28 protein-coding genes are annotated in these 26512 nt (G+C 66.8%); 10 read left to right on the top strand and 18 right to left on the bottom strand.

Annotation, left to right across the window (positions count from 1 at the left end; translation table 11 throughout):
* Positions 1-17 precede the first annotated feature (17 nt).
* The 3 genes from QUG03_RS11885 (at position 18) to QUG03_RS11875 (ending at position 3748) form a co-directional block, all read left to right on the top strand.
* Positions 18-725, top strand: coding sequence for an ArsR/SmtB family transcription factor (locus QUG03_RS11885; protein WP_500820074.1), 708 nt, complete (start codon positions 18-20; stop codon positions 723-725).
* A 44-nt stretch (positions 726-769) separates the two neighbouring features.
* Positions 770-2308 carry a 23S rRNA (uracil(1939)-C(5))-methyltransferase RlmD gene (gene rlmD / locus QUG03_RS11880; protein WP_500820073.1) on the top strand — a complete coding sequence of 513 codons (1539 nt, stop codon included), beginning with the start codon at positions 770-772 and terminating at the stop codon, positions 2306-2308.
* Between the two features lie 255 nt (positions 2309-2563).
* On the top strand, positions 2564-3748 hold the full coding sequence (locus QUG03_RS11875; RefSeq protein ID WP_107799742.1) for a NupC/NupG family nucleoside CNT transporter: 1185 nt from the start codon (positions 2564-2566) through the stop codon (positions 3746-3748).
* Positions 3749-3806: 58 nt separating this feature from the next.
* Here QUG03_RS11875 and QUG03_RS11870 read toward each other — a convergent pair whose 3' ends face one another.
* The 4 genes from QUG03_RS11870 to QUG03_RS11855 form a co-directional block, all read right to left on the bottom strand.
* Positions 3807-4106: a putative quinol monooxygenase gene (locus tag QUG03_RS11870; RefSeq protein ID WP_500820072.1), complete on the bottom strand. Its 300-nt coding sequence runs from the start codon at positions 4104-4106 to the stop codon at positions 3807-3809.
* A gap of 208 nt (positions 4107-4314) precedes the next feature.
* Complete coding sequence (locus QUG03_RS11865; RefSeq protein ID WP_227104020.1) at positions 4315-5532, bottom strand: 6-phosphofructokinase; 1218 nt, start codon at positions 5530-5532, stop codon at positions 4315-4317.
* A 182-nt stretch (positions 5533-5714) separates the two neighbouring features.
* Positions 5715-6515, bottom strand: coding sequence for a 2,5-didehydrogluconate reductase DkgB (gene dkgB, locus QUG03_RS11860; protein WP_500820070.1), 801 nt, complete (start codon positions 6513-6515; stop codon positions 5715-5717).
* Positions 6516-6578: 63 nt separating this feature from the next.
* A complete protein-coding gene (locus tag QUG03_RS11855) occupies positions 6579-7772 on the bottom strand; it encodes an MFS transporter (RefSeq protein WP_500820069.1) in 1194 nt (397 codons plus the stop codon).
* A 129-nt stretch (positions 7773-7901) separates the two neighbouring features.
* On the opposite strand from QUG03_RS11855, the gene QUG03_RS11850 reads away from it, so the two are divergent.
* Together QUG03_RS11850 and QUG03_RS11845 are read left to right on the top strand one after the other, a co-directional pair.
* Positions 7902-8837, top strand: coding sequence for a LysR substrate-binding domain-containing protein (locus tag QUG03_RS11850; RefSeq protein ID WP_500820068.1), 936 nt, complete (start codon positions 7902-7904; stop codon positions 8835-8837).
* A 79-nt stretch (positions 8838-8916) separates the two neighbouring features.
* Positions 8917-9678, top strand: coding sequence for an alpha/beta fold hydrolase (locus tag QUG03_RS11845; protein WP_107799747.1), 762 nt, complete (start codon positions 8917-8919; stop codon positions 9676-9678).
* Positions 9679-9720: 42 nt separating this feature from the next.
* Here the strand turns inward: QUG03_RS11845 and QUG03_RS11840 are convergent, their stop codons facing one another.
* The gene (locus QUG03_RS11840) at positions 9721-10230 is read right to left on the bottom strand and encodes a GNAT family N-acetyltransferase (protein ID WP_235087726.1); all 510 of its coding nucleotides are present in this window, start codon (positions 10228-10230) and stop codon (positions 9721-9723) included.
* 120 nt (positions 10231-10350) lie between these two features.
* On the opposite strand from QUG03_RS11840, the gene QUG03_RS11835 reads away from it, so the two are divergent.
* Complete coding sequence (locus tag QUG03_RS11835) at positions 10351-11151, top strand: substrate-binding periplasmic protein (protein ID WP_488877661.1); 801 nt, start codon at positions 10351-10353, stop codon at positions 11149-11151.
* Between the two features lie 11 nt (positions 11152-11162).
* On the opposite strand, the gene QUG03_RS11830 is transcribed toward QUG03_RS11835, so the two are convergent.
* The 4 genes from QUG03_RS11830 to QUG03_RS11815 form a co-directional block, all read right to left on the bottom strand.
* On the bottom strand, positions 11163-11915 hold the full coding sequence (locus tag QUG03_RS11830) for a LytR/AlgR family response regulator transcription factor (protein WP_227104034.1): 753 nt from the start codon (positions 11913-11915) through the stop codon (positions 11163-11165).
* A gap of 29 nt (positions 11916-11944) precedes the next feature.
* Positions 11945-12850 (bottom strand): sensor histidine kinase, encoded by a 906-nt coding sequence (locus QUG03_RS11825; RefSeq protein WP_107799751.1) that lies wholly within the window; start codon positions 12848-12850, stop codon positions 11945-11947.
* Complete coding sequence (locus QUG03_RS11820; RefSeq protein WP_107799752.1) at positions 12843-13145, bottom strand: hypothetical protein; 303 nt, start codon at positions 13143-13145, stop codon at positions 12843-12845. Before QUG03_RS11820 ends, QUG03_RS11825 begins: the two co-directional genes overlap by 8 nt.
* Positions 13146-13298: 153 nt before the next feature.
* Positions 13299-15014, bottom strand: a complete 1716-nt coding sequence (locus QUG03_RS11815) for an ABC-F family ATP-binding cassette domain-containing protein (RefSeq protein ID WP_500820067.1) — start codon at positions 15012-15014, stop codon at positions 13299-13301.
* 370 nt (positions 15015-15384) lie between these two features.
* Between QUG03_RS11815 and QUG03_RS11810 the strand changes: the two genes are divergently transcribed.
* Together QUG03_RS11810 and QUG03_RS11805 are read left to right on the top strand one after the other, a co-directional pair.
* The gene (locus tag QUG03_RS11810; RefSeq protein WP_500820066.1) at positions 15385-15969 is read left to right on the top strand and encodes a HutD/Ves family protein; all 585 of its coding nucleotides are present in this window, start codon (positions 15385-15387) and stop codon (positions 15967-15969) included.
* A 68-nt stretch (positions 15970-16037) separates the two neighbouring features.
* The gene (locus QUG03_RS11805; RefSeq protein WP_107799755.1) at positions 16038-16397 is read left to right on the top strand and encodes a VOC family protein; all 360 of its coding nucleotides are present in this window, start codon (positions 16038-16040) and stop codon (positions 16395-16397) included.
* Between the two features lie 74 nt (positions 16398-16471).
* Here QUG03_RS11805 and QUG03_RS11800 read toward each other — a convergent pair whose 3' ends face one another.
* The 3 genes from QUG03_RS11800 to QUG03_RS11790 all read right to left on the bottom strand — a co-directional run bounded on the left by QUG03_RS11800 (position 16472) and on the right by QUG03_RS11790 (position 19403).
* A complete protein-coding gene (locus QUG03_RS11800; protein ID WP_500820065.1) occupies positions 16472-17458 on the bottom strand; it encodes a DUF1176 domain-containing protein in 987 nt (328 codons plus the stop codon).
* A gap of 81 nt (positions 17459-17539) precedes the next feature.
* Positions 17540-17911 (bottom strand): VOC family protein, encoded by a 372-nt coding sequence (locus tag QUG03_RS11795; protein WP_500820064.1) that lies wholly within the window; start codon positions 17909-17911, stop codon positions 17540-17542.
* 79 nt (positions 17912-17990) lie between these two features.
* Entirely contained in the window at positions 17991-19403 is a 1413-nt protein-coding gene (locus QUG03_RS11790) for an MFS transporter (protein WP_500820063.1), read from the bottom strand.
* A 304-nt stretch (positions 19404-19707) separates the two neighbouring features.
* On the opposite strand from QUG03_RS11790, the gene QUG03_RS11785 reads away from it, so the two are divergent.
* A complete protein-coding gene (locus tag QUG03_RS11785) occupies positions 19708-20622 on the top strand; it encodes a LysR family transcriptional regulator (RefSeq protein ID WP_500820062.1) in 915 nt (304 codons plus the stop codon).
* Between the two features lie 178 nt (positions 20623-20800).
* The gene (locus QUG03_RS11780) at positions 20801-21280 is read left to right on the top strand and encodes a protease inhibitor I42 family protein (protein WP_500820061.1); all 480 of its coding nucleotides are present in this window, start codon (positions 20801-20803) and stop codon (positions 21278-21280) included.
* Positions 21281-21461: 181 nt separating this feature from the next.
* On the opposite strand, the gene QUG03_RS11775 is transcribed toward QUG03_RS11780, so the two are convergent.
* The 6 genes from QUG03_RS11775 to QUG03_RS11750 form a co-directional block, all read right to left on the bottom strand.
* A complete protein-coding gene (locus QUG03_RS11775) occupies positions 21462-22241 on the bottom strand; it encodes a PhzF family phenazine biosynthesis protein (RefSeq protein WP_500820060.1) in 780 nt (259 codons plus the stop codon).
* Positions 22238-22954 carry a helix-turn-helix transcriptional regulator gene (locus tag QUG03_RS11770; RefSeq protein ID WP_500820059.1) on the bottom strand — a complete coding sequence of 239 codons (717 nt, stop codon included), beginning with the start codon at positions 22952-22954 and terminating at the stop codon, positions 22238-22240. Before QUG03_RS11770 ends, QUG03_RS11775 begins: the two co-directional genes overlap by 4 nt.
* Before the next feature lie 11 nt (positions 22955-22965).
* On the bottom strand, positions 22966-23391 hold the full coding sequence (locus tag QUG03_RS11765; RefSeq protein WP_107799763.1) for a DUF2000 domain-containing protein: 426 nt from the start codon (positions 23389-23391) through the stop codon (positions 22966-22968).
* Positions 23384-23929 (bottom strand): GNAT family N-acetyltransferase, encoded by a 546-nt coding sequence (locus QUG03_RS11760; protein WP_500820058.1) that lies wholly within the window; start codon positions 23927-23929, stop codon positions 23384-23386. The genes QUG03_RS11765 and QUG03_RS11760 overlap by 8 nt, the downstream gene beginning before the upstream one ends.
* 95 nt (positions 23930-24024) lie before the next feature.
* Positions 24025-25218, bottom strand: a complete 1194-nt coding sequence (locus tag QUG03_RS11755; RefSeq protein WP_500820057.1) for a serine hydrolase domain-containing protein — start codon at positions 25216-25218, stop codon at positions 24025-24027.
* Positions 25219-25332: 114 nt separating this feature from the next.
* Entirely contained in the window at positions 25333-26352 is a 1020-nt protein-coding gene (locus QUG03_RS11750) for a threonine aldolase family protein (protein ID WP_500820056.1), read from the bottom strand.
* Positions 26353-26512: the final 160 nt, after the last annotated feature.

Here is a 26512-nt window from a genome sequence, read left to right as displayed (position 1 = left end):
TATTTTGAAGGCCATCCATGACCAGCACTCCCCTGCCCGCTCCGGAACGCTTCGCCGACCTGGCCGACCTGGCCCGCACGCTGAGCCACGCCCACCGACTGTTGCTGCTGGAACACATCGCCCAAAGCGAGCGCCCGGTTGAGCGGCTGGCCGAGCTGGCCGGCCTGTCCATCGCCAACGCCTCGCAACACCTGCAACACCTGAAGCGCGCCGGACTGGTCCTATCGCGCCGCGACGGCAAGCGCGTGATGTACCGGCTGGGCGACGGCCCCATTCTGGCCGTGCTGGACGCGCTGCGCCGTCAGGCCGAGCACCGCCGCGCCGCCGTCCGCGCGCTGCTGGACGACGCCGCCGCCCGGCCCGAGACGCTGGACGGCGTCACGCTGGACGAGCTGCTGCGCCGCTTGGGCGACGGCGACCTCATCCTGCTGGACGTGCGGCCGGCGGACGAGTACGCCGCTGGCCATCTGCCCGGCGCGCTCAACCTGCCGCCGGAGCGGTTGGAACACGGCCTGGAACAGCTCAGCGCCGGCGCCGAAATCATCGCCTATTGCCGCGGCCCCTTCTGCGTGCTGTCCACCCAGGCGGTGGCCGCCTTGCGCGCCCGCGGCCTGAACGCCAGGCGGCTGGACAGCGGCTTCCCGCAATGGAAGGCGGCCGGGCTGGAGGTCGAAACCGGCGCGCCGGCCGGCGCGGACAAAAAACCCCTGCGCGTTGCCGGATAATTTGAGAAAATCGCCGCTTTCCGTTTGATTTTCCAAGCAACACCATGACGCACAAACAGACTATCGCCCAGGTCGAGTCGCTGGACCACGAAGGCCGGGGAGTCGCCCACGTCGATGGCAAGACCATCTTCATCGACGGCGCGCTGCCTTATGAAACCGTGGTCTACAGCGCCTATCGCAAGAAGTCTTCCTACGAGAACGCCAACACCAGCCAGGTGCTGAAGGAAAGCTTTCTGCGCACGCAGCCGCGCTGTCCGCATTACGGCACCTGCGGCGGCTGTTCGATGCAGCATGTGGAGTTCTCCGCCCAAGTGGCGGTCAAGCAAAGGGTGCTGGAAGACAATCTGGCCCGCATCGGCCGGGTCAAGCCGCAACAGGTGCTGACGCCCATCGCCGGCCCGGCCTGGCACTACCGCCACCGCGCGCGGATGTCGGCGCGGCTGGTGGAGAAAAAGGGCGGCGTGCTGGTGGGCTTCCACGAGAAGCGCTCCACCTACATCACCGATATGAGCGAGTGCCACATCCTGCCGCGCCATATCTCGGACCTGATCGTGCCGCTGCGCGAGATGATCTACAAGCTGTCGATCAACAACCGCATGCCCCAGGTGGAGCTGGCGGTGGGCGACAGGGTGGACATCCTGGTGTTCCGCAATATGGAAGCCATCAACGACGCCGACCACGCGCTGCTGCGCGCCTTCTCCGACGCCCACGGCAGCAAGGAGCGGCCCTTGCAGATGTGGCTGCAGCCCAAGGGCCCGGACACCTGTTATCCGGTCTACCCGCTGGACGCGCCCAAGCTGACTTACAGCCTGCCGGAATACCGCGTGGAGATGCCCTACTACCCCACCGAGTTCACTCAGGTGAACCCCGAGATCAACGCGGTCATGGTGGCGCGCGCGCTGAAATTCCTGGACCCGCAGCCGGGCGAGCGCATCGCCGACATGTTCTGCGGCATCGGCAACTTCACCCTGCCCATCGCCCGCTCCGGCGCCGAGGTGCACGGCATGGAAGGCAGCCAGCCCCTGGTCAAGCGCGCGGTGGAAAACGCCACCCACAACGGCCTGCAGGACAAGGTCAGCTATGAGATGGCCAATCTGTTCGAAGTCACCGAGGAGTCCTTCGCCGCGCTCGGCCGCTTCGACAAGATGCTGGTGGACCCGCCGCGCGACGGCGCGGTGCAGCTGCTGAAGGCCATCACCGAGGACACCGCGCCCAAACGCATCGTCTACGTGTCCTGTAATCCGGCCACGCTGGCGCGCGACGCCAATGTGCTGGTGCACACCAAGGGCTACACGCTGAAGGCGGCCGGCATCATCAATATGTTCCCGCACACCGCCCATGTGGAATCCGTGGCCTGGTTCGAAAAAACCGGCCCGTGCAAGAGCCGCAGCGAAATCGCCGCGATCGAAGCCGCCGAGGAAGCCGAACGCGAAGCGGTGAAAGCGGCGCAACGCGCCGAGGCGGCGGCGGAAGCCGCCAAGAAGGAGCAGGAGCTGGCTGAAAAGGCCGCGGCCAAGCAGGCCCGCCGCGATTATTATTTCGCCGAACAAGCCCGCCGCGAAGCGGAACAGCAAGCGCAATAGTCCCGCATGCGACAAGCCTCCGGCCATGGCCGGGGGCTTTATTTTTGAGCCGGCCGCGCAGCTTGTTTGATCAAACCGGCTGGTTTGCGACAGCGGATAAGCGCACAGTGGCGGGCGAATGCGTTTTACATGGAAGCGGCAATCGCTTCATGTCAAAATTCGCCGTTCGCCAACCAACAACACAAGCACACACAGCGGGCGCGCCCGCCAACATCGCCGCTCCTGCCTGAAGGACGGCCCATCAAGGCAATAGATATGCACATACTTCAATTCGTCTTCGGACTGCTGGTTGTCTTCCTGCTGACCCAAGTGGTGGCGCGCGACCGCAAGAACATCAAGATCCGCTACGTGCTGCAACTGATCGTGGTGGAGATGGCGCTGGCCTACTTCCTGCTGCACTCCAGCTACGGCCTGACCCTGGTGGGCGGCGTGGCCGGCGTGTTCGACAAACTGATGAGCTACGCCGGCGAAGGCACCAACTTCGTGTTCGGCGGCCTGCTCAATCAGGGCGAGTTCAGCTTCTTCCTCAAGGTGCTGATGCCCATCGTCTACATCTCGGTGCTGATCGGCATCCTGCAGCACATCCGCGTGCTGCCCTGGGTGATACGCGGCATCGGCTGGGTGCTGGCCAAGATCAGCGGCATGGGCAAGATCGAGTCCTTCAACGCCGTCGGCTCCATGATCGTGGGCCAGTCCGAGAACTTCATCGCCTACAAGAACATCATCGGCAGCTTCTCGGAAAAGCGCATGTACACGCTGGCCGCCACCGCCATGTCCACGGTGTCCATGTCCATCGTCGGCTCCTATATGCAGATCATCCAGCCGCGTTTCGTGGTCACCGCGCTGATTCTCAATCTGTTCAGCACCTTCGTCATCCTGTCGCTGATCAACCCCTACGACGCCAGCCGCGACGACGATGAACTGATCAGCGCCGAAGCCGCCCACCGCATGTCCTTCTTCGAAATGCTGGGCGACTACATCATGGCCGGCTTCAAGATCGCCGTGATCGTCGGCGCGATGCTGATCGGCTTCATCGCGCTGATCACCACCGTCAACCACCTCTTCGACGCCGTCTTCGGCGTGAACTTCCAGTACGTGCTGGGCTATGTGTTCTATCCCTTCGCCTGGCTGATGGGCATTCCGGCCGCCGACATCATGCCGGCCAGCAGCATCATGGCCACCAAATTGGTGACCAATGAGTTCGTGGCGATGATGGAATTGAAAAAGCTCACCGCCCAGCTGTCGGAATACACCATAGGCGTGATCTCCATCTTTCTGGTGTCCTTCGCCAACTTCAGCTCCATCGGCATCATCGCCGGCGCGGTCAAGGGCCTGGACGAGGAGCGCGGCAATATGGTGTCCCGCTTCGGCCTGAAGTTGGTGTACGGTTCCACCCTGGTTAGCATTCTGTCGGCGCTGATCGGCGGCCTGGTGCTCTAAACCGGCCCCTCCTCCGCCAACAGGCCCGGTCTATGCCGGGCCTGTTTCATTTCCCGCCTCAAGCCACCTTGTCTAGGAAAATCAGCTTGATCGGCTCAGCCAGCAATTCATCGAAGCGCTTTTCGAAGGCCCGGAAGTAAGGCGCGGCCAAATGCTCGTCCAGCGCGGCGCGGCTGACGAAGGCTTCCCGCATGTAAAAGCTGCCCGGCTCGTCCGTGAGTTCGAACAGGGTGTAATCGAGGTTGCCCGCCTCGCGGCGAGTGGGCTCGACCAAGGCGGTCAGCGCAACGCGAAGCGCTTCGCGCTGGCCGGGCTTGGCCTTGAGCACGGCGATGCTGATCAGGGGTAATGTCGTCATGATGCGGTTCTCCGTTCTTGGGATGATGATGCGGCGGCGGCGCGCTGGCCTACGCCTCAAACCGTCAGTATGAAGACGCCGCGCAAGGCCAAACAGACCGGCCGCGCGCAGACTCTTTCAATCCGGGTTTGAAAACGCCGCGCCACCCGGTGCCGGGCAATAAAAAAACCCGGCGCCAGCCGGGTTTTCCATCCAGTGCTTCCCGCCCTCACACCTTGGGCCAGGCGATGGGCCGATAATCCGGCAATCCATCCTTGAACGGCGGAATCCGCTCGCCCTCCATCAAGGGACGCACATAGTCGAGGAAGGCCGGCGTCACGCTGAAGCCGTCGGCGCCGATGAACTCCGGCGGCAGCCGCTTCTCCTGATCGCCCACCACCGCCAACGGCACCTCCACCACGTCCCAGCAATAGGGATGGTTCTGGATGCGCTTGATGCCGGCCATCACGCCGCTCTTGCCGGCCAGCAGCCACTCCACCGCCCGCTCGCCCATGATGTAGGCCTGACGCACATCCATGCTGGACCCCAGATGGCCGCCGGCGCGCTGCAGATAATCCACCTGCGCCACGTGCGCGGAAATGCCGCGCTCGCGCAGCAGCAGCTGGGCGATCCAGTGGCCGGCGCCGCCCAGTTGCTCATGGCCGTAGACTTCGGATTTCTTGGCCTCGGCGACGAAGCGGCCGTCGGCGTCGGTAATGCCCTCCGCCACCGCGATCGCGCACTGGCCGAAGCGCGCCAGCCTGTCGTCCACCGCGGCGAGGAAACGCTCGGCGTCGAAAGCCACTTCCGGCAGCAGCAGCAAATGCGGCGCTTCGCGCTCATTGCGCGCCGCCGCGGCGCAGGCCGCCGCCAGCCAGCCGGTATGGCGGCCCATGGTTTCCATGATGAAGACCCGGCCCCAGCCCATGCTGGTCATGTCCAGCCCCACCTCGCGCATCGCGCTGGCCAGGAATTTGGCGGAGGAGCCGTAGCCGGGGCTGTTGTCGGTGCCCACCAGATCGTTGTCTATGGTCTTGGGAACGCCCACCACCTTGAGCGGGTAGCCCATGTGGCGCTCGAACTCCGCCAGACGCTCGGCGCAGCCCAGCGAGCCGTTGCCGCCGTTGACCAGCAGATAATGGATGTCGTGCCGGGCCAACACTTCGCGCAGCCGCCGCCAGTCGTCGCCGGCCTCGGCGAAGCTCCCTATCATGCGCCGGCTGACGCCGAAGCTGCCGCCGGGCATGAAGGCCAGTTGGGCGATGGCCTCGTCCGATACCGCGTCGGTATTGCACAAGCGGTCCTCCAGCAGGCCGGCCAGACCGTCGAAAGCGCCGTACATCGACAGGCCGCGCTGGCGCGCGGTTTCTATCGCGCCCTGCGCGGAAGCGTTCAACACCGCAGTCGGACCGCCCGACTGCAAATATACGGCACGGGGTTTGGACATCATCGCCACCTGGAGAAATGGAGAATCAAACGGCGCGGCGCGCGGCCGGGCCGGGAATACCACAAACATACCACTGGCCGGAAAGCCGCCTCAAGCCGGACGGCGCCGCCATTCCCCATTTCCTTGACCGGCGGCAAATCCGCGCGCAAGTTGCCGCCGCGCTACAGGCGGCCTTGGCCCTCCTAATCCCAGCGCGGGCTGAACTCCGGATCGGCCAGCCGCTCGCCGCGCTCCAGGCCGGCGATGGCGTCCATATCGGCCTCGCTCAAACTCAGCGTCTCCGCCTGCAGATTGGCGGCCAGATTGGCGCGCCGGGTAGACGACGGAATCACGGCCAGCCCCTGGCGCAACAACCAGGCCAAGGCCAGCTGCGCCGGGCTGGCCCGATGCCGAGCGGCGATTTCGCGCAATAGCGGCTCGTCCACCACCTTGCCGTAAGCCAGCGGCATATAGGCGGTGACCGGCACCCCCTGCTCTCGGCAGAAATCCAGCAGTTTGCGGTTTTGCAGGAAAGGATGCACTTCCACCTGCTGGCTGGCGATCTCCCCCGGCCCCACCGCGGCCAGCGCCCGGCGCAGATGGGCGATGGTGAAATTGGACACGCCTATCCGCCGCGTCAACCCTTGTTGCTTGGCCAGGGCCAGCGCTTCCATATATTCCGCCACCGGCAGCGCGTCGCCGGGCGACGGCCAATGGATCAGCGTCATGTCCACCTGCTCCACGCCCAGCAAGTCCAGGCTGCGGCGCAGGCTGTCCGCCAGCCGCTCGCGTCCCAGGTTCTCGGTCCAGATCTTGGTGGTCAGAAACACCTGCTCGCGCGGCAAGCCGCTCTGGCGCAGCGCCTGCCCCACCTCGGCCTCGTTGCCGTAAATCTGCGCGGTGTCGATGTGGCGGTAGCCCAGCTCCAACCCGGTCAATACCGAATCCACCACTTGTTGCCCTTCCAGACGGAAGGTGCCCAAACCTATTTTTGGCATATCCATGATGAAACGTCCTTTCAATTGCGCGCCCTATGGCGCTTTATTTCCATTGTCCTGCTCCGGCGGTCAAGCCGCCTGCGAACACATTGCCGGCGTCCGCGCCGCGCGGCGGTCCAGCGCGCCGGACCAGGTGGTCAGGGCCAAGGCGGCCAACACCACCAGCGCGCCTATCCACGGCGTGGCCAGCAGTCCCAGCTCCGCCACCACCCAGCCGCCGGCCCAGGCGCCGCCGGCGATGCCCACATTGAAGGCGGCAATGTTCAGGCCGGAAGCCACGTTCACCGCCTGCGGCGCGTCGCGTTCCGCCTGCCGCACCACATAGAGCTGCAGGCCGGCCACATTGCCGAAAGCCACCGCGCCCCAGGCCAGCACCGTGACCAGCACCCACGCCGGCGACGGCGCGGTGAAGCTCAGCGCCAGCAGCACCAGCGCCAGCAAGGCGAAGATGATCTGCAAGGCGCGCACCGGCCCCTTGCGGTCCGCCAGCCGGCCGCCCCAGATATTGCCCGCCGCCACCGACACGCCGTACACCAGCATCACCAGCCCCACCCGCGACGGCGCGAAACCGCTGACCTGCTCCAGAATGGGCGCCAGATAGGTGAAGGCGATGAAAGAACCGCCGTAGCCCAAGGCCGTCATCGCGTACACCAGCAATAGCCGCGGCCGTTTCAGCACCGCCAGCTGCGCGGCCAGCGAGGCCGGCGGCGGTTGGGGAATGTCCTTGGGCACCAGCAGCAGGCTGCCGATGAAGGCCAGCACCCCCAGCATGGACACCACCAGAAAAGTGGCTTGCCAACCCAGGGTCTGGCCGATGAAGGTGCCCAGCGGCACCCCGCTCACCAGCGCCACCGTCAGGCCGCTGAACATCAGCGCGATGGCGCTGGCCGCCTTGTCCTTGCTCACCAGGCCGGTGGCGATGGTGGAGCCGATGGAAAAGAACACCCCGTGCGCCAGGCCGGTCAGCACCCGCGCCGCCATCAGCGCCTGGTAGCCCGGCGCCTGCCAGGCCACCAGATTGCCCAGGGTGAACAAGGCCATCAGCCCCAGCAGCAAGGGCTTGCGCGGCACGCGGCCGGTCAGCACGGTCAACAGCGGCGCGCCCACCGCCACGCCCAAGGCGTAAAGACTGACCAATAGGCCGGCGGACGGCAGCGACACTCCCAGGCTGGAAGCGATGGTGGGAATCAGGCCCACGATGACGAATTCGGTGGTGCCAATGGCGAAGGCGCTCAAGGTCAGCGCCCATAAGGCAAGCGGCATGGTGTTCTCCCAAAGAAAAGCCGAGTCGGGCCCGCCGCGGCGGGCAAACGAATAAGGCCGCATTCTCCACGCTTGCCAGCCGCGGAAAAATCCGCTTCACTGACAAAAACTTTTGCTCAGGAATCAACAATGCTACCCATGGAAGCGCTGATTGCGTTTGTCTCAGTCATAGACGCCGGCTCCTTCTCCGCCGCCGCGGAGCGTCTGGGCCAAACCCCGTCCGGCATCAGCCGCAGCGTCAGCCGGCTGGAAAAACAGCTGGGCGTGGCGCTGATCACCCGCACCACCCGCCGGCTGGACCTGACCGCGGAAGGCCGCTGGCTGCTGGAACGCGCGCGCCGCATCCTGGCCGAGCTGCAGGACACCGAGGCTCAGTTGGCCGCCAGCCTGGCCCAGCCCAGCGGCCTGCTGCGCGTCAACGCCGCCACCCCCATCCTCACCCGGCTGATCGCGCCGCTGGCCGCCGGCTTTCTGGAACGCTACCCGCAGGTGCGCCTGGAGTTGACGGGCGCGGAAGGCATCGTCGATCTGATAGAAGAGCGGGCCGACGTCGCCATTCGCGTCGGCATGGGCGCGCTGGCGGACTCCAGCCTCAGCGCCCGCCGCCTGGGCGACAGCCGCATCCGCCTGGTGGCCTCGCCGGACTATCTGAGCCGCCGCGGCGCGCCGGACAGCGCCGACGCGCTGGCGCGGCACCGGCTGCTGGGCTTCACCGCGCCGGAAACCCTCAATCAATGGCCGCTGCGCCACCGCGGCGGCAACGGGCTGGCCATCCAGCCCGCGCTGACCGCCTCCAGCGGCGAAACCCTGTTGCACCTGGCCTTGCACGGCGCCGGCATTGCCTGTCTCAACGACCTGCTCACCGCCGAAGATCTGCAAAGCGGCCGCTTGTTGCCGGTGCTGGACGCCGTCAGCCTGCCGTGGAGCCAGACTATCTGGGCGGTGTTCTACAAACAGGGCGCGCTGGCGCCGCGCGTCGGCGCCTGGGTGGACTATCTGGCCGCGGAGCTGGGCCAGAGGCTGGGACAGCCGACGACGATGGAAAAAAATCAGCGTCCTTCATGAAGTTCAGGAACTGAATTAATTTTTCACTTACAAAAACAATAAGATAGATCCCTTACGGCGGCCGCCGCCCGCTTGCGCCATGACCACCCTGCCCCCCAAGCTCATCGTCGCCATCGACGGCGTCGCCATGGAGTACATCGCCGTCGGCGCCGCCGCGCCGCCCATCGTGCTGATCAACGACGCCGGCACGCCGATGGAGGGCTGGTACAAAGTGCTGCCGGCGCTGGAAACGCTCAGCGGCGTGTTCGCCTACAACCGCTGCGGCATAGGCAACAGCGGCAACGCCCGCGAGGCGCAGACCGGCGCCGCGATGATGGAAACCCTGCGCGCGCTGTTGTTCAAGGCGGACCTGGCCCCGCCCTATGTGCTGGTGGCCCACGCCTTGGGCGGCCTGATCGCCAATCTGTTCGCCCGCAGCTACGCCGGCGAAGTGGCCGCCGTGGTGCTGCTGGACGCCGCCGCGCCGGAAGACATCAGCGCGCTGGACGCGCGGCAAGGCCGGCTGGGCCAGTTGCTGCGCCGGGCGCTGGACCTGGCTCAGGACCGGGACACCCTGAACGAGACCGGCCACCTGCGCCGCAGCGCGGAACAGATCGCCGAAGCGCCGCCCTTCCCCGACATCCCTCTGTTTGTGATCAGCGGCGGCGCGCCGGGCTTGTCCTGGCTCACCTCCAAGGCGGTGCTGGACGCGCGCGCCGAGGGCCAGCGCCGGCTGGCGGCGCTGTCGCCGCGCGGCCGCCACGTCATCGCCGCCCGCAGCGGCCATTTTCCGCAATTCTCGGAACCGGAACGGGTCGTCTCCGCGGTGCGCGACGCGCTGACGGCTATCGCCTCTAGCTAAACGCCCGCCCCATGATGGCGTTGGCCGACAAGCCCCGACGCCTCACAAGCGCTTGAAGTAATAGGCGGTGGGATGCAGGCGTCCGTCCGGACGGGCGGCGTAATCCGGGATCTCCCCGCTCTTGCTCCAGCCCAGTTTGCGGTAGACCTCCTCCGCGCCGGAACCGGCCTCGGTGTCCAGCACCAGCAGGCGGATGCCCTGTTTGTGTGCATGATCTTCCAGCGCCGCCATCAATTGGCGCGCCACGCCGCGGCCGCGGCGGGCGGAATGCACCAAGAGCTTCTGCACCTCGGCGCGGTGGCGGCCGTTGCCGCGCTGGCAAGGCGCCAGTTGCACGCAGCCCAGCAGCTCCTCGCCCTCTTCCGCCAGCCATAATTGCAGGCCGGCGCCCAGCAGCGCGTCCACCTGCGCCCAGTAAGCGGCGGCCTCGGCCTCAGGCAAGGGCGCGAGGAAGCCCACCGACGCGCCGCCGGTCACGCAGTCGGCCAATAAGGCGCTCAGGCGCGAGTAATCCCGGGCCGCCAGCGCCGGCGTCATTCTGATCGTGCTCATCTTTTTTCCCCCTTGAACGCCGCGCGCGGACCGCGGCCACAAGCCGGGACAAGCAGTTTTCATGCCGGAGCGCGGCGCGGCAAACCTGCTAGTCTGGAACAAACCCTATCGGACGCTGCCATGGTTTGGTCCCCGATGCGCCTGGCGCTGATCTGCTGCGCCGTTCTCGCCCCGCCCTGCCTCGCCGCCGCGCCGCCGCCGGCGCGGGAGGTGGTGCTGGCCAGCGGGGAGTGGCCGCCCTATCTATCCGCCAAGCTGCCGCAGCAGGGCTATGCCTCCCACATTGTCAGCGAAGCCTTCCGCCTGGCCGGGATCACGGTGCGCTACCGGCATTTCCCCTGGGCCCGGGCCGAGGCCATGGTGCGCGGCGGCGAGATCGCGGGATCGGTGGTGTGGTCGATCACGCCGGAGCGCGAGCGATTCGCGCTGTTCAGCCTGCCGGTGGTGGTGGATGAGGAGGTGGCGTTTCACTTGGCCAAACGCCCGCTTTCTCCGACGGAGATGCCGGATTTGTACGGCTTGCGCATGGCCACGCCCAACGGTTCCAAACTGGGGGTATGGGGCGAGGCGGTACGCGCCGGCCATATTCGCAACGACAGCACTCAGGACATAGAAAGCGGCATGCGGCAGTTGCTGGCGGAGCGCATCGATTTTTTCCCTCTGGTCAAATCGGTGGGGCAATCCTTGCTGCGCCGGCGCTTCACGCCGGAGCAGCGCGCCGCCATCGTCTACGCGCCCAAGGTGTGGGAACGCAACGAGTACCGCCTGATGCTGAGCCGGGCGCAGCCGCAAAGCCAGTGGCTGCTGGACCGCTTCAACGAAGGCCTCGTCCGGCTTAAAAACAGCGCCCAATACCGGCGGATGGAGCGGGATTTCGAGGATGGGGCTTACGATCAGCCTGTCTCTACGGCAAAACCTTGAAGCCTCCCGGCTTACATGCGCTGGAAGAGATGGGCATAGCTGCGGCTGACTTCCAGCGGTTCCGGATAGCCGCGCAATTGCAGCATGAGGCCGCGCTGGCCGTCGTCGCGCTTGATCTGTTCGATGGCGTCCACCCGCACCAGGGTGGAGCGGTGGATCTGCCAGAATTCGTCCGGGTCCAGCGCCTGCAACAGCTCTTTGATCGGCATGCGGATCAAGGCTTCGCAGCCGACGGTCTGCACCCGGGTGTATTTTTCGTCGGATTGAAAAAACAGCACTTCGCCGGTGCTGATCATGCGCAGGCTATTGCCCACCGAGGCCTTGATCCAGCGCAGATAGTCCGGACGCGCCAGTTGACGGCTCAGCTGCTGCAAGGAGGCCTGCCAGTGCGTCGGCAGCGCCAGCTGCCGCTGCTCCCAGCGCTGGCGCGTGCGCAACAGCCGCTCGTCCTCCACCGGCTTGAGCAGATAATCCACCGCGCCTTCTTCAAAGGCCTTGATCGCGTATTGGTCGTAAGCGGTGACGAACACCACCGGGCACAGGCCGTCTATCTCCATCGCCGCGGCGATGCCGTTCTGCACCGGCATGGTGATGTCCAGAAAAGCCAGGTCCGGCCTATGCTCGCGGACCAACTCCACCGCCTCCGCGCCGTCGCGGGCCTCGGCCACTATCCTCAACTCCGGCCACACCCGTTGCAGGGCCATGCGCAGTTGCTCGCGCATCAGGCGCTCGTCATCGGCGATCACCGCGCTCAATTTGCTCATTAACGCTGTCCTCTTTACAAGCGGGCCGCTCACACCAAGGCGAACGGCAGGCCTATGGTGGCGCGGGTGCCGCCTGTCGGCAACACCTCCAGCAACAGCTGCGCGCGCTCGCCGTGCAACATGGCCAGACGCTCGCGGATATTGCTCAGGCCCAGGCCCTGCCCCGGCTGCTCCGGGAAGCCGACGCCGCTGTCGCTGACCGCCACCCTAAGCTCGCCGGCCAGCACCTTGGCGTCGATGAGGATCTCGCCGCCTTCGGCCTTGGGCTCCAGGCCGTGTTTGATCGCGTTTTCCACCAGGGTTTGCAGCATCATCACCGGAAAGCGCGCGTCCAGCAGCGACTCCGGCACCTCCAGCCGCACCCGCAGCCGGTCTTCCATCCGCAGCTGCATGATGTCCAGATAGGCGCGCGACAATTCCAGCTGCTGGCCCAGGCTGGTTTCCGCCGGGGACTCCCGCCACTCCGGCAGCGAGGAGCGCAGATAGCGGATCAGCGCCTTTTGCATCAGCAAGGCGCGCTCCGGCGCGGTTTCCATCAACTGGCACACCGAGGACAGGGTATTGAACAGGAAGTGCGGCTCGATCTGCGCCTGCAGCGCTCCCATCCGCGCTTCCGCCAGCTGGCGTTGCAGCGCCTCCACCTCGGCCAGCTCCTCCGCCTGCCGGCTGCGCACCACCGCCGCGTCGGCGCGCTGCTCCGCCCGGCGCTTGCCTCTGGCCACGATCTTGACGATGCAGACGGTCACGCCCAGGAAGAAGGCCAGCGCGGGAATCCCGATGATGCCGCCCAGGATCAGGCCCAGAAAGCAGATCAGCAGCAGCCGGCCCCAGCCGACGGCGGCCAGCCAGTCGAAAAACAGCCACCAGTAGATGGAAGCCTTGTGGCTGACGAGTTCAATGCCCGCCAGCGCCTCCGCATGTTTTTGCCTATCCATGATACGCCCCCCGGTCTTGCTTCATTTCTTCCTCGGTCCCCTGCGTCAGCGCCGCCGGCCTCGACGGCTTCGGCGCGACGCAGGCCTTGACCAGGAAGGACATCAGTATCAAAAAAACCACGGCGCCGCTCAAGGCCAGCACGCCGCTCAAAATCAAGGCCAGCAGCGAGACCAAGGCCAGCCGCCCCCAGCCGAGGCCGGCCAGCCAGTCTACATAAAGCCGCCAGTAAATGGCGATTTTGTGCTTGACGCCGTTCAGTCCGTCCAGGGCTTCCGCGTGTTTTTCCCGATCCATGTTCAGCTCCTTGCAATGCGTTGTGGTTGACGCTGCTCACTGTAACCAGCGCCAAATGCGGCCGACAGCGGCTTGCGACGAAACGCGCAAGGCGATGGATGAAGTGGCGAAACACGCGACGAACGGGCGGCGTTTTTAACGCCGCCCTTCGCGTTACAAGCCCAGTTCCCGTTCCAGCGCCCCCATCTCCCGCCGCCATTCACGCTGCAATTGCGGCTTCTGATGCTTGAGCTTGCGCGCCAGATCCGCGCTCAGCAAGGCCTCCAGTTGATACAGGCGCTCCAGCTGCCGCTCCGCGCCCTTGGGAACGGACGCGTCGCCGGACGCCGTCGGCTGATCGGCCACGGGCGCGACGGCCTGCGGGGTGAACAGCTGGGCGTAGGCGCCGGCGGCGTCCGGCCACTCGCGCAGCCGGCCCTCGCTGACCACCCAGAAGCGGTTGCACGATTGCTCGATCAACTCGCGGTCGTGCGACACCAGCAGGAAGCCGCCGGCAAAGTCCGCCAGCGCCTCCGCCAGTTCCCGCTTGCCGTCCAGATCCAGGTGGTTGGTCGGCTCGTCCAGCCACAGCAGATGGTAGCTGGCCAGCGACAGCGCCAGGAACAGCAGCCGCGCGCGCTCTCCGCCGCTGAGAGTGGCCACGGTCTGTCCGTGGCGCGCATAGGCGAAACCGGCGGAAATCAGCGCCTGCCGCCGCTCCGCCTCGCTCAGCGGCGCGAAGGGGTACAGCGCATCCGACAGCGCGGCCGCGTCGTCCAGCCGGCGCAGCGACTGATCGTAATACGCGACGCGCGCCGCCGGGTGCGGCCGCCAGCCCGCGCCGGCCTCGCCTTGCAGCCAGTCCTGCCAGCACTGGCGCAACAAGGAGGACTTGCCCGCGCCGTTGGCGCCCAGCAAGGCCACTTTGTCGCCGCTGCGCAGGCTCAGCTCGTCGGCCTCGAACAAGGCCGGCAAGCCGGGCGCGGCGCTCACCTGCAAGCCCTCGAAAGCCTGCAAGCGGTCCGCCGCCAGCGCTTGGCCTTGCAGCCGCAAGCGCCACGGACTGCCGCGGCTGACGAAGGCTTGCTCCTCCTTCAGCCGGTCCACCCGCTTCTGCATGGACTTGGCCTTGCGCACCAGCTTTTCGTTGTCGTGCTCGCGGCCCCAGATCGCCAGCCGCTTGCTGCTGGCGTTCAGGCGGTCTATCTCCTTCTGCTCGCCGGCGCGGCGCGCGCGCGCGGCGTCGTCCGCCTCCGCCAGCGCGGCCCGCGCCTGGCTGCACGGCAGTTCGAAGCGGTACAGGCGCTGGTCCCGCAGAATCCAGCTGTGCGAAGTCACCGCGTCCAATAGCCGCGCGTCGTGGGACACCAGGATGAAACCGCCCTGCCAGCGGCGCAGAAAGTCTTCCAGCCACAGCAGCGACGGCAGGTCCAGATGGTTGCTGGGCTCGTCCAGCAGCAGCAGATTGGGCTGGCGCAGCACCGCGCGCCCCAGCAGCAGCCGGGTGTGCTGACCGCCGCTGAGACTGGCCGCCGGGGTGTCGGCCGCGGCCGACAATTCCAGTTCGTCCAGCAGGCTGTCCACCCGCCAGTGCTGCTCCGGCTGACGGTCCACCGCCTCCAGCAGCGCCGAGCGCGCGCTTAAGCCCGCCAGCCTCGCCGGCAGGTGTTGCTCTACGTATTGCAGCCGGCACAGGCCGGCGTATTGCACCGCGCCGGCATTGGCTTCGCGCTGGCCGGCCAGCACGTCCAGCAAGCTGCTCTTGCCGCAGCCGTTATGGCCCAACAGGCCGATGCGGTCGCCCAGTTTTACGGTAAAGGAAAGGTCCTGGAACAGCGGGCCGTGGCCGGCGTCCAGTTGCAGGGATTGCGCGGAAATCAGGGTTGTCATGCTCTTGCTCTCGTTTTTTCGGGACGTGGCAGTCCCTGTCAACAGGAGCGCTGGCGACAACATGGGAGTCGGGAAAGACTCGGCGAGTGAAACTCGAAGTGAAGAGTGGCTTTGCTCCGACCCGGTTATCGCAGCGCGATGGAACTCGGGCAAGAGCCGGCAAATGCGCTAAACAAGCGAACCGACATTTCTGGGCGCGCAAATTGAAGCATATTTACCTCCTTTCTTTTTTATTCAAGGTGATGGAAACCCGAAGTGTAAACCAAGCGCGGCCACCTATTCCAGTCCCGTCCGCGGCCGGCGACGCCGGCGGCGCGCTCCTGCTAGACTGGAGCGCCCTTCCCTCCCCGCAATCACTCAAAGGCCCGCCATGACGCTCATCCGCCTGCAAGACTGCCCGCCCAGCCCGTGGAAAAACGGCGGCGGCAGCACCCGGCAATTGCTGATCTCCCCGGCCGGGGCCGGCCTGGACGATTTCGACTACCGCGTCAGCCTGGCCAGCGTGGCCAGCGACGGGCCGTTCTCGCGCTTCGACGGCGTGGACCGGCAGTTGCTGATCCTGCAAGGCGCGGGGCTGGAGTTGGAATTGGACGGCCGCGGCCGTCTGCGGCTGACGCCGGGCGGCGAGCCGCTGGCCTTCGCCGGCGAAACCCCGGCGCAAAGCCGGCTGCTGGACGGCCCGCTGACCGATTTCAACGTGATGACGCGGCGCGGCCGCTACCGCTCGCACTTGGACAGGCTGACGCTGGACGGCGCGCTGGAATTACGCGCCGACGCCGAGCTGACCCTGCTGCTGGCGCTGGAGGACGGCGCGCGGCTGTGGCATGACGGCCGGCCGCAGCCGCTGGCGGCCTGGGACGCCGCCGTCGCCCGGCGCGGCGAAACGCTGCGGCTGCAAGCCGCGCGACCGCTGTCGCTGTGGCGAGTGGAACTGGAAGCCGTCGATCCGGCCTGATCCGGCCTATAATCGTTTAGGCCGTTGAAATAGGCCAAAAGGCTTTTTCACCACAAAAGGAGATTCCCATGGCATCACCTGTTTCCTATATCGAGATCGGCGCCGGAGACGCGGCCCCTGTCGGCGCCTTCTTCGCCGAACTGTTCGGCTGGAGCTTCCATCCGATGGGCACGGACGGCGGCGGCTGGTTTCAGGCCGGATCGATTAAAGCCGGCCTGCACGGGGGGGATGCCGCGCCCCGGATCGATCTCTTCTTCCAGGTGCCGGACCTCACGGCCGCCGTGGAGCGCGTGCGGGCCTTGGGCGGCCAAATCGACGGCGGCATCGCGGAGGAGCCGGGCTTCGGCAAATTCGCTCAATGCCATGCGCCCGGCGGCCTGAGCTTTGGCTTGCATCAGCCCGAAGCCGCCGCGTCCGCGTCGACATAAGCAAAGACCGGCGCCACGCCAACGACGGGATCTCGGTCCGCCCCCGCCACGGAGCGCGGGCGGACCGAGCCCGCTTATTTCTGCCGCGTCACCCAGCTGCGCAGCGACACGCCGCCGGGAATGCCGCAGCACTGCGGCGCCTCGGCGGCGTGCATCAGTTCGAAGCGGCCGCCGGTCCAGGCCCAGGCGCTGCTGACGTTGCAATCGCCTATGCCCCGCCCCTTGGCGTAGCTGCTGAGCACGCCCTGATTGAATTCGGCGTTCATCAAATAGGCGGCGTCGCCGTCGGCCAGCTTGGCCAGCGCCGGCCGATACGGCGGCTTATCGTTGGCTATCCACACGCTGAAGCCGCCCTGATAAGCGCCGCGGCCGCATTCGCGCAGCACCAGCACCTTGTCGGCGCTCAAGCGGTGGACGTCTATCGTCGGGTTCTCCGCATCCGGCATATCCTCCCAGCAGCCGCGCTCGCGCACCGCTTTGAGAATGGGCGCCGCCAACGCGGCGTCGCCGGGCCGGGCCGCCGCCGCCGCCGGTTTCAGCAAAGGCGTCGGCAAGGCCGGCGGCACCGAGGCTTCCGGCTTCGCGCCCTTTTTTACCAGCGCGCCGGGCGTGCCCAGACGGCCCTGGACCTCGTCCATCTTCAGCAAGGCGGCCTTGAGGCCGGCCAGCGACAGCGTCCATTGCAGCTTGCCGTCGCCTAGGCTGATCGCGTCCGCGTTGAGCATGCGCGGCAGCAGCTGCGCCATCTGCCCGGCGCTCAAGCTCTGCTCCGTTTTCAAGCCGCTCAGTTTGAAATCGCCCAGCCGCAGCGTCAGCGGCCCCGCCTTGCCGTCGTCGGCGTCCGCCGCGATCAACTCCCCGGTCAGCGGCGCATTGGGGCCGCCGTCGCGCTTGAGCAAGAGGCTGACCGGATTGTCGCCGTCCGCGGCCTGGGTGCCGTTGGCTTCGCAATGGCGGGTGTTGTCGCAGGCCACCGCCCAGTCCTTGTACGACTCCGTCTTGGCCCATGCCGCGGCGGGCAGACTCAGCGCCGCCAAGGCGGCCATGATGTGTATTCGCATGATTACCCTTCGTTGTATTCCATGCCGGCCGCGCAGCGGCGAGGCCAGACCGCCAAAGCGCAGCAGGCATGACGCAAACGCTCAGTCCCGCTGGCACACCCGGAGCCGATGCCCGTCCGGGTCCAGCATCAGAAAGGTGCGGCCGAAGACCTCGGTGCTCGGCGGCTGCGCGACGCGCAGATCGGGATCGTTCCGCCAGGCCTGATAGAGCTGGTCCACCGCCTCGCCGGATGCCAGCATGATACCGGCTTCGACGAATCTCGGGACATCGGCATGCGGCGCGTCCCCGCCGCTCCACAGGGCGAACAGCGCCTCGCCGCCGGCGCTGAAGGCGACGTAACGCGGGCTGACGAATACCGGATCGGCGGCGAACAAACGGCGGTACAGCGCGGCGGAGCGCTGGATATCCGTCACATACAGCAATTGCAGATTGGCTTGGGGGGTCAAGGTCATGGCTTGCTCCTTTTCACTGAAATGCGGCTTGCGCCGTGGAAAAGAACCAGTCTGCCTGCCCCCTGCTGACAGCATGGCGTCAGCAGAGCGCGGCTTTTCTGCGCCCATGCGCCGACGCCAACAGCGCCAGCAGCATCAGCGCCGCCGCCAGCCCAAAAGCGGCGTGCGCGCCGGCGGCCACTTGCTGCGGCGCGGCGGCGGCGATGTCCGCGGCTCCGCTGGCCGCGGCGAACACCGCGCCCATCAAGGACGCGCCGGTGATCAAGCCCAGATTGCGCGACAGACTGAGCAGGCCGGACACCAGGCCGCGCTGCCGCGCCGCGGCGCCGGTCAGCGCCTGAGTGTTGTTGGCGGCCTGGAACAAGGCGTAGGCGGCGGTGATCAGGGTCAGCGGCAACAGATAGCCGGCCAGGCCCAGACTGGACGGCAGCAGGGCCAGCGCCAGCGCGCCAGCACCTATGCCCGCCAGGCCGGAGCGCGCCGCGATGTCCGAGCCATAGCGGTCCACCATCCGCCCGGCCGGCACGCCGCTCAAGGCCGCCACCAGCGGCCCCAGCAACATCGCCAGGCCGACGCCGGCGGCGTCCAGGCCCAGCCCCCGCGCCAGATAGAACGGCCCCACCACCAGGGTGGCCATCATCACCGTGGACACCAGGGCGTTGCCGAGCAGACCGGCGGCCAGCGCCGGGTCTCTTAGCAGGGCCAGGTTCAGCAAGGGCGAGGCGGCCTTGGACTCGGCCCGCAAGAAGGCGCGGCCGCCGACGACGGCCGCCAGCAACAAGACGGCGTTGAGCGCGCCGAAGCCCCCCTGGGCGTGATCGGGCTTCAGGGTCAAGCCCAGCGCGTAGGCGGCCAGGGTCAGCGCCAGCCAGCCGCTGCCGGCGAGGTCGAAACCGACGCGCTCGGCGGCGGGGCCGCTTGGCGCCGGCACGCTGCGCCAGACCAGGCCGAAAGCCAGCGCGCCCAGCGGCAACATCGGCCAGAACATCGCGCGCCAGCCGAAGCCCGCGATCAGCGCGCCGCCCAGCGACGGGCCCAGCGCGGTGCCGACGGCGGACATGGCCCCCAACAGCCCCATCGCCCGCCCCACTTCGCCCTGCGGGGCGATGTCCGCGACAAAAGCCATGCCCAGGGCCAGCATCAAGGCCGCGCCTACGCCCTGCAAGGCGCGTCCGGCGATCAGCGCCCAAAAGGCGTCGGCCGCGCCGCAGCCGGCCGAGGCAGCGACGAACAAGGCGATGCCGGCCAGCAAGGCGCGCCGGCGGCCGAACTGATCGCCCAGCCGGCCGGCGTTGACGCTGGCCAGCGTGATCAGCAGCAGATAGGCCAGCACCACCCATTGCGCCTGCTGGAAGCTGATCCGAAAGGCCGCGGCCAAGGCCGGCAGGCCGACGTTGGCCACGCTGGCGCCCAGCGAGGCCAGCAGGATAGACAGCGCTAGGCCGGCCAGCGCGGCGGCGGAAGAAGACGAAGAGGATGGAGAAACAGACATGAGGGCGGCTCCCGCCCGCATCCGGCCCCGAACGCCGGGGCCGTCGACACGGACCCGATACAGGCTACGCCGCCGCCACAGCAGGCGGAAGACGCATGGTTTACACTAAATAGTTGCGTTTGACGCCAGGTATCGCTGTACTAATGAGTCTGTGTACCATCTGCTGCGCTGCGGCGGGATTGTAGACAAGGGCGTTGAAAACGGCTTCGAAATGCTCATCTACCACGTGTACATTCCGCTTTCTCAGCCGTTTTCGTCTTGCCCTTGCTCGCGAGACATTGAATAGGCTCTTTAAGGCGAAGCCATGCCCATACCCGATCTCAATCTGCTGATCACCCTGGACGCGCTGCTGAACGAAGGCAGCGTGGCCCGCGCCGCGCGCCGCCTGCAGCTCAGCCCCTCGGCGATGAGCCGCGCGCTGGCGCGCTTGCGCGAGGTCACCGGCGACCCGCTGCTGGTGCGCGCCGGCCGCGGCCTGACGCCGACGCCGCGCGCGCTGGAACTGCGCGAACGGGTGCACGCGCTGGTGCTGGACGCGGAAAGCGCGCTGCGCCCGGCCGGAACGCTGCGGCTGGACCGCTTGCAACGCAGCTTCACCCTGCGCTGCAGCGACGGTTTCGTCGAAAACTTCGGCCCGCGGCTGCTGGCGCGGCTGCAAGGCGAGGCGCCGGGCGTGCGTCTGCATTTCCTGCCCAAGCGCGACAAGGACAACGCGCCGCTGCGCGACGGCGCGGTGGATCTGGACACCGGCGTGGTGGGCCACGAAGCCGGGCCGGAGTTGCGGGTGCGCATGTTGTTCCGCGACCGCTTCGTCGGCGTGGTGCGCGCCGGCCATCCGCTGACGGCCGACGCCGTCGACATCGCCCGCTACGCCGCCGGCCGCCATGTGTTGGTAGCCCGCCGCGGCGGGCTGGTCGGGCCGGTGGACGAGGCGCTGAACGCGCAGGGGCAGCGCCGCGACGTCGCGGTCACCGTGGGCGGCTTCGCCGCCGCGCTGGCGCTGGCGCGCGCCAGCGATTTGATCGCCACCGTGCCGGAACGCCACACCGGCCATCTGCGCGCCGGCCTGCACAGCTTCGCGCTGCCGCTGGCGGTGGCAGAGATCACCATCTCCATGATCTGGCATCCGCGCCTGGACGCGGACCCGGCGCAGCAATGGCTGCGCGCCTGCGTCAAGGCGGTGTGCGATGAACAATTGGCGGCGGAGGCCGCCGTTTGAAGCGCGCCGCTCTAAAAACCTGTTTACCTGCGTATCGCCGACGCGCAGCAGATCGTAAACAGGTTCTAAAGCGCTTCAGTAAGCTGGCGACTCCATGACTCGCTTCAACGCTGACTCGCTTGCCAATCCATTAGGCAGCCAATCAACTTCTGATAACTCATATTCAGTGAGGTAAAGTATGCATAGTTTTTATAAGACGCTGATTGTCACATCTTTTTGCTTAATTCCGGCAATTTGCTTTTCTTCTGAGAAAGTGGCTCAAATGAAATCAGATTCATTCGGCTATTATGATTTAAATATTGGCGATTATTCAGCGCCAGAACAACATCACGACCTGCCTAAAGAAGGGAATGGCCATATTGAAGTCAGCTTGGATCGTAATTTTTCGATTACCTTTCCTGACAATCCCTCAACAGGAGCCTCTTGGGGCTTAAGGACACTTCCTGCGGAATTGATGTTTCTGAGTTCCAGCCATAAACCATCTGACAAATGCGGCGTCGTCAACAATGAGAGCGTGCCGCCAGTTGGATGTGGCGGGTTTACAAGCTATATATTTAAAGCGTTAGAAAAAGGAACCGGGACAGTAAGATTTGAGTATGGTCAACAGTGGGGCAAGGGCGCTAAAAAAGTCATAACGGTAAAAGTTACTGTTAAATAACAGAATAGTTCCGAGCGATCATCTCGGCACTATTCTCTCAGAACCTGTTGACGATCTCGGGAGCTAAGGCGAGACAAGGCGGAAACGAGCGAAAAAGCGGAATGTACGCGTGGTATATGCGCATTTTGAGTTTGTGACCACCTGCAACGCTTCACGAAGCGCGGCAGACATTGAACCGGCTCTAAACGTAAATCTCGCCCCTCAGATACAGCCGCGCCTGCCCCAGCAAAGCCACTTCCGCGCCTTCCAGCCGGCACTCCAGGCTGCCGCGCCGCGCGCCGCCCTGGCGCGCCTGCAAGCGGGTCTTGCCCAGTACGCCGGCCCAGTACGGCGCCAGCCAGCAGTGGGCCGAGCCGGTGACCGGGTCTTCGTCGACGCCTACGCCGGGGCCGAACCAGCGGCTGACGAAATCGCAGTCCGCGCCGCGCGCGGTCACCGCCACCCCGCGCTTGGGCAAGCCGCGCAGCCGCTGGAAGTCCGGCCGCAGCGCCGCCAGCCGCGCCGCGTCGTCCAGCACCACGATGTAGTCGTCGGCGGCCAGCACCTGGCCGGCGTCCAGGCCCAGCGCCGCCAGCAGGCCGGGCGGCTCGGCGCAGGGGCGCGGCGTCACCGCGGGGAAGCGCAGTTCGATGCGCTCGCCGTCGCGCCGCGCCGTCAATTCGCCGCTGCGGGTCTGGAAGACGATGCGTTCGCTGCGCCAGCCCAGCTCATGGAACAAGACCCAGGCGCTGGCCAGCGTGGCGTGGCCGCATAAATCCACCTCGGTGGTCGGCGTGAACCAGCGCAGCGCCATTCGTTCGCCCTCCGCCACCAAAAAGGCGGTCTCGGACAGATTGTTTTCCATGGCGATGGCTTGCAGCGCGGCGTCCGGCAGCCAGGCCGGCAAGGGACACACCGCCGCCGGATTGCCGTGGAACACCGCGTCGCAGAACGCGTCCACCTGGTAGATGGGAATCTTCATGCCTTGTCCTCCCGCGCATCGCCGCGGATTTCGTCCAGATAGTTGTAGACGGTGTAGCGGCTGACGCCCAGCGCCTCCGCCGCGCGCTCCACCCCGCCTTTGACGATGAACAGGCCCTGCTCCAGCATCTGCGCCACCGCCTGTTTCTTGTCCGCCTTTTTCATCCGCGCCAGCGGCTTGCCGCCGTGCTCCAGCGCCTGGGCGATGATGTCCTGCATCGCCTCGTCCATGCCCGGCGGCTCCGGCGCGGCCGGAGGCGGCGGCGGCGCGCGGCCCACCAGCGCCTGCAGGCAGGCCAGCGCCGCTTCCAGCTGGCTGCGGTCGCTGTTCAGGCACAGCGCGGCGAAGGGTTCGCCGGCGGCGGTCTTGAAGACGGCGCTGGCGGACAGCAGCCGCCGGCCGTCGCGGCTCAGGGTGTGGTAGCCGGACACCAGCGCCGGTTCCGCGCCGCCCTGACGCATCGCCTGTTCGATGGCGGCGAAACCGCGGTCGCCGGCCGGGCCGCCCAGGATGGCGTCCCCTAGACGGCGGCCGGACACATGGCCGTTCTCGATGGCGACGATGGAGCGCTCCGGCCGGCTCAGATCATGCAGCACCACCTCGGTGTGCGCGTCCACCATGGCCCCCACCAATTTGACCGCGGCGCTCAAGGCGCGCAGCACCGCCTGTTTTTCCGCCTGGGCCGGATCGGCCGCCGGTTTCGGGTCTTCCATGCGGCCGCCCGTCAACGGTAAAGACTGAATTTGCGCGTCAGCGCGCCCAACGCCGCCTCGTCGCCGCACAAGGCCACGCCCCAGTATTCCAGCGCGGCGGCCGGGGTGGCCGCGGTGCGGCGCAGTTGTTCGGCGCTGCCGCCCTCGCCCATGGTGTCGGTGAAGTCGACGCAGACCACGCCGGCCTCGGCGGCGGCCTGGCGCAGCCGCTCCAGCTTGGCGGAGTTGTCCGCGCGCAGCACGATGAAGGGATCGGCCGAGATCGCCGGGTGCACGCCGCCGTCGGCGTCCACATAGTCCACGTGGTTTGCCGCCGCGTCCGCGCGCCGCAGCCGGCAGGCCAGGGCCAGCGCCAGATGGCCCAGCACATTCATCGCCCGGCCCGGCTCCAGCCGCTTGTGGATCACCGCCACGTATTTGCGTTCCGCCTCAGACATCGCCGCCGTCCTCCGCCTCATGCTCCGCGCGCAACAAGGCGTAATTGGCCAGCGACAGATAGCGGCCGTCCTTCCATTCGCACTCGCGGCTGACGCCCTCCAGGGTAAAGCCGACGCTCCGCAACAGTTTGCCGGAGCCCAGATTGTCCACTTCCACTTGCGCGTAGACGCGGTTGAGCGGGAAGCGGCGATAGGCCAGCCTCAGGAAACCGCGCAGGGCTTCCCGCATATAGCCGCGGCCCCAGTGTTCCGGCAGCAGCCAATAGCCCAGTTCGGCGCAATGGTGCTGTTCCGACCAGGAGCTGATGCCCACCGCGCCCAGGAAGCGCCCATCCTCCCGCGTTTCCAGCGCCAGCCACAGGCCGCTGCCGTCGGCGCGGATGTCGTCGAACCAGCGCATCTGCGCGCGGCAGTCCTCCTCGCTGGCGTAATGGATGCCGTAATGCTTGATCACTTCCGGGTGCGACAGCCCGTAAAACACATTGGGCAAATCCTCGGCGCGAAATTCGCGCAGCGTCAGCCGTTCCAATTGCAACATCGTTTCCCCTTCACGCCAGCGGCCCAAGCTCGAATCTTGCCGGGCTTGGGCCGCCACAATTCAACAATTTGTTGAAATTTACATTTTTGGTTGAATTATTGCAAGAGGGGCTCCACGCCGTAGACCGCGTCGCGCAGATCGGCGACGAAGCGCCCGGACATGCCTTCGTACAAGGTATTGGTGAAGGCCACCACGCTCAGGCCGCGCGCGCGGTCCACAAACCAGGAGTGGCCGTAAGCGCCACCCCAGCGCCAGGTGCCGGGCGATTCCGGCGAGGCGGCGGCGGCCGGATCGCGCAGCACCGAGAAGCCCAGGCCGAAACCGAAGCCGGGCATTTCCGGCAGTTCCAGCGTTCCGGTGTGATTGCGCGCCATCTCCTCCACCCACTCCGGCGGCAGCAAGGGCGCGCCGCCCTGGCGCAACGCCTCCAGCAGACGCAGGAAATCGTCGGCGCTGCCCACCATGCCCGCGCCGCCGGACGGATAGGCGCCGGCGTCCAGCGCCCGCTGCGGCGCAAAGCGTATGCCCACCGTGCCTTCGAACGGCGCCACGATCGCCGGCTGCTCCATCCGCCACGGTTCGGCCTCGCCGTTGACGTAGACCGCGGCCAGGCGGCCCGGCTCCTGCGCGTGAAAATCGGTGTCGTCCATGCCCAGCGGCGCTGTGACCCAGCGGCGCACCGCCTGCGGCAGCGGCTGGTCCGCCACCCGCTCCACCAGCGCGCCCAGCACGTCGGTGGCCAGCGAATAGCCCCAGGACTGGCCCGGCGTATACAGCAGCGGCACGCTGGCGATGCGGCGCAGGTTCTCCGTCAGGGTGAGGCCGTCGGCGTCCATGCCGTCGGACACTCCGGCGCGGGCGTAGGGTCCGTCGCCGTCTTCCTCGAAAAAGCGATAGCCCAGGCCGGCGGTATGGCTGAGCAGCTGCCGCGGCGTGATCCGCGCCGGCGCGCCGTCCGCCAGCCGCGGCCGGAATTCCGGCAGCCAACGGGCGATGTCCTCGTCCAGGTCCAGCCGCCGCCGCGCCGCCAGCGCCATCGCCGCCGTGGAAACAATGGGCTTGCTGACGGAAGCGAGCCGGAACAGCGCGTCCTCCCGCATCGGCAAGCCGGCCTCCCGGTCCGCCCAGCCGGCCGCGCGGCGGTAAGCCGGCGCGCCGTCCTTGGCCACCAGCACCACCGCCCCCACCAGCCGCCGCTCGCTCAGCGCCTGTTCCAGCACCGCGTCCACCCGCGCGTCCAGGCCCGCTTCCGGGCGGCTGGGCCGCACGCCGCATTCCACATTCGACATATCGCTTCCTTTGGCTTCAAAACAGCCACCACGATAAGCGACGGCCGCGCCGGGAAAAAGCGGGCGGCGCTCCGCGCTATCGTGAGAAATTGTCCGGAATGGGAGACCGGCGCTTCAGAGACTGGCGCGTATGATGTCCGCCGCCCGCTCCACCTGCCCGCGCGTCACCAGGCTGCTGCTGATGAAGCGCACCAGATCCGGTTTCCAGGCCAGCGCCAGCACGCCCCGCTCCGCCAGCCTGGCCACCATGGCCTTGGCGTCCGCCGCTTCGATGAACACCATATTGGTCTCCACCGGGTACTTCAGCCGCGCCGCCGCGCTCAATTTGTCGCCCAGGATGCGGGCCTTGTTATTGTCTTCCTGCGTCACCTGCTGCCAGCGCCGCATCTTGTCCAGCGCGATGCCGGCCATCAGGCCGGATTGGTGCAGGCAGCCGCCGTACCATTTGCGGAAGACCTTGGCCGCCTCTATCTTGCGGGCCGGGCCGGCCAGGATGGAGCCGAAGGGCGCGCCCACGCCCTTGGAGAAGCAGAAATTCAGCATGTCCGCCGGCCCCAAGTAACGCGCCGGCGACAGGTCCAGATGGCTGCAAGCGTTGAGCACCCGCGCGCCGTCCAGGTACAGGCTCAGCCCCATTTCGTCGCACAGCGCGCGCATGCGCAGCATTTCCGCCGCCGGATAGACGATGCCGCCGTAGGTGTTGATGCTGCTTTCTATCGCCACCGCCTTGGGCTCCGCGTACAGGCTGGACCAGCGCGCCTTGGCGTGAATGGCCCGGCGCGCGTCGTCGGCGGTGAGGATGCCGTCCGCGCTGTGGTAGGGGTTCAGCACCAGACCGCTATTGGCGCTGACGGCGGAGGATTCGAAGAAATTGATGTGGTAGCCCACCTCGGTGACGATCTCGTCGCCGGGCCCGGCCAGGCAGCGCAGCCCCACTTGATTGCTCATGGTGCCAGAGGGCATGAACAAGGCCGCTTCCTTGCCGAACAAGTCCGCGCAGTAGGCTTCCAGCTCGCGCACATAGCGGTCTTCGCCGTAGCAATCGTCGCCGATCTTGGCGAAATCCAGCGTCTCCACATCGCTCTTGCTGACCCGCGTCAGGGTGTCGCTTCTCAAATCGATGATGTCCGGCATGTCTGGCTCCGTTCGTGAACGTCGGCTGGAGGATGGCAAGCGGCGGCAAGGAAAGCGTCTGGCGAGCACGCGCGTCGGCGCCCGTCGTCCAGTCCGCGCCATTGGCGTGCCAATGAAACGCGAAGCCGATGCTAGGGGCCGGACATCAATGATTCAACAC

The organism is Chromobacterium sp. CCUG 30098 (assembly GCF_059916605.1).
Note: the sequence above shows the minus strand (reverse complement) of the source record. Positions and strands in the feature narration are given on the sequence as shown.

Coding starts and splice junctions, on each gene's coding strand:
- QUG03_RS11885 (WP_500820074.1), top strand. CDS start 18: ATGACCAGCACTCCCCTGCCCGCTCCGGAACGCTTCGCCGACCTGGCC.
- rlmD (WP_500820073.1), top strand. CDS start 770: ATGACGCACAAACAGACTATCGCCCAGGTCGAGTCGCTGGACCACGAA.
- QUG03_RS11875 (WP_107799742.1), top strand. CDS start 2,564: ATGCACATACTTCAATTCGTCTTCGGACTGCTGGTTGTCTTCCTGCTG.
- QUG03_RS11870 (WP_500820072.1), bottom strand. CDS start 4,106: ATGACGACATTACCCCTGATCAGCATCGCCGTGCTCAAGGCCAAGCCC.
- QUG03_RS11865 (WP_227104020.1), bottom strand. CDS start 5,532: ATGTCCAAACCCCGTGCCGTATATTTGCAGTCGGGCGGTCCGACTGCG.
- dkgB (WP_500820070.1), bottom strand. CDS start 6,515: ATGGATATGCCAAAAATAGGTTTGGGCACCTTCCGTCTGGAAGGGCAA.
- QUG03_RS11855 (WP_500820069.1), bottom strand. CDS start 7,772: ATGCCGCTTGCCTTATGGGCGCTGACCTTGAGCGCCTTCGCCATTGGC.
- QUG03_RS11850 (WP_500820068.1), top strand. CDS start 7,902: ATGCTACCCATGGAAGCGCTGATTGCGTTTGTCTCAGTCATAGACGCC.
- QUG03_RS11845 (WP_107799747.1), top strand. CDS start 8,917: ATGACCACCCTGCCCCCCAAGCTCATCGTCGCCATCGACGGCGTCGCC.
- QUG03_RS11840 (WP_235087726.1), bottom strand. CDS start 10,230: ATGAGCACGATCAGAATGACGCCGGCGCTGGCGGCCCGGGATTACTCG.
- QUG03_RS11835 (WP_488877661.1), top strand. CDS start 10,351: ATGGTTTGGTCCCCGATGCGCCTGGCGCTGATCTGCTGCGCCGTTCTC.
- QUG03_RS11830 (WP_227104034.1), bottom strand. CDS start 11,915: ATGAGCAAATTGAGCGCGGTGATCGCCGATGACGAGCGCCTGATGCGC.
- QUG03_RS11825 (WP_107799751.1), bottom strand. CDS start 12,850: ATGGATAGGCAAAAACATGCGGAGGCGCTGGCGGGCATTGAACTCGTC.
- QUG03_RS11820 (WP_107799752.1), bottom strand. CDS start 13,145: ATGGATCGGGAAAAACACGCGGAAGCCCTGGACGGACTGAACGGCGTC.
- QUG03_RS11815 (WP_500820067.1), bottom strand. CDS start 15,014: ATGACAACCCTGATTTCCGCGCAATCCCTGCAACTGGACGCCGGCCAC.
- QUG03_RS11810 (WP_500820066.1), top strand. CDS start 15,385: ATGACGCTCATCCGCCTGCAAGACTGCCCGCCCAGCCCGTGGAAAAAC.
- QUG03_RS11805 (WP_107799755.1), top strand. CDS start 16,038: ATGGCATCACCTGTTTCCTATATCGAGATCGGCGCCGGAGACGCGGCC.
- QUG03_RS11800 (WP_500820065.1), bottom strand. CDS start 17,458: ATGCGAATACACATCATGGCCGCCTTGGCGGCGCTGAGTCTGCCCGCC.
- QUG03_RS11795 (WP_500820064.1), bottom strand. CDS start 17,911: ATGACCTTGACCCCCCAAGCCAATCTGCAATTGCTGTATGTGACGGAT.
- QUG03_RS11790 (WP_500820063.1), bottom strand. CDS start 19,403: ATGTCTGTTTCTCCATCCTCTTCGTCTTCTTCCGCCGCCGCGCTGGCC.
- QUG03_RS11785 (WP_500820062.1), top strand. CDS start 19,708: ATGCCCATACCCGATCTCAATCTGCTGATCACCCTGGACGCGCTGCTG.
- QUG03_RS11780 (WP_500820061.1), top strand. CDS start 20,801: ATGCATAGTTTTTATAAGACGCTGATTGTCACATCTTTTTGCTTAATT.
- QUG03_RS11775 (WP_500820060.1), bottom strand. CDS start 22,241: ATGAAGATTCCCATCTACCAGGTGGACGCGTTCTGCGACGCGGTGTTC.
- QUG03_RS11770 (WP_500820059.1), bottom strand. CDS start 22,954: ATGGAAGACCCGAAACCGGCGGCCGATCCGGCCCAGGCGGAAAAACAG.
- QUG03_RS11765 (WP_107799763.1), bottom strand. CDS start 23,391: ATGTCTGAGGCGGAACGCAAATACGTGGCGGTGATCCACAAGCGGCTG.
- QUG03_RS11760 (WP_500820058.1), bottom strand. CDS start 23,929: ATGTTGCAATTGGAACGGCTGACGCTGCGCGAATTTCGCGCCGAGGAT.
- QUG03_RS11755 (WP_500820057.1), bottom strand. CDS start 25,218: ATGTCGAATGTGGAATGCGGCGTGCGGCCCAGCCGCCCGGAAGCGGGC.
- QUG03_RS11750 (WP_500820056.1), bottom strand. CDS start 26,352: ATGCCGGACATCATCGATTTGAGAAGCGACACCCTGACGCGGGTCAGC.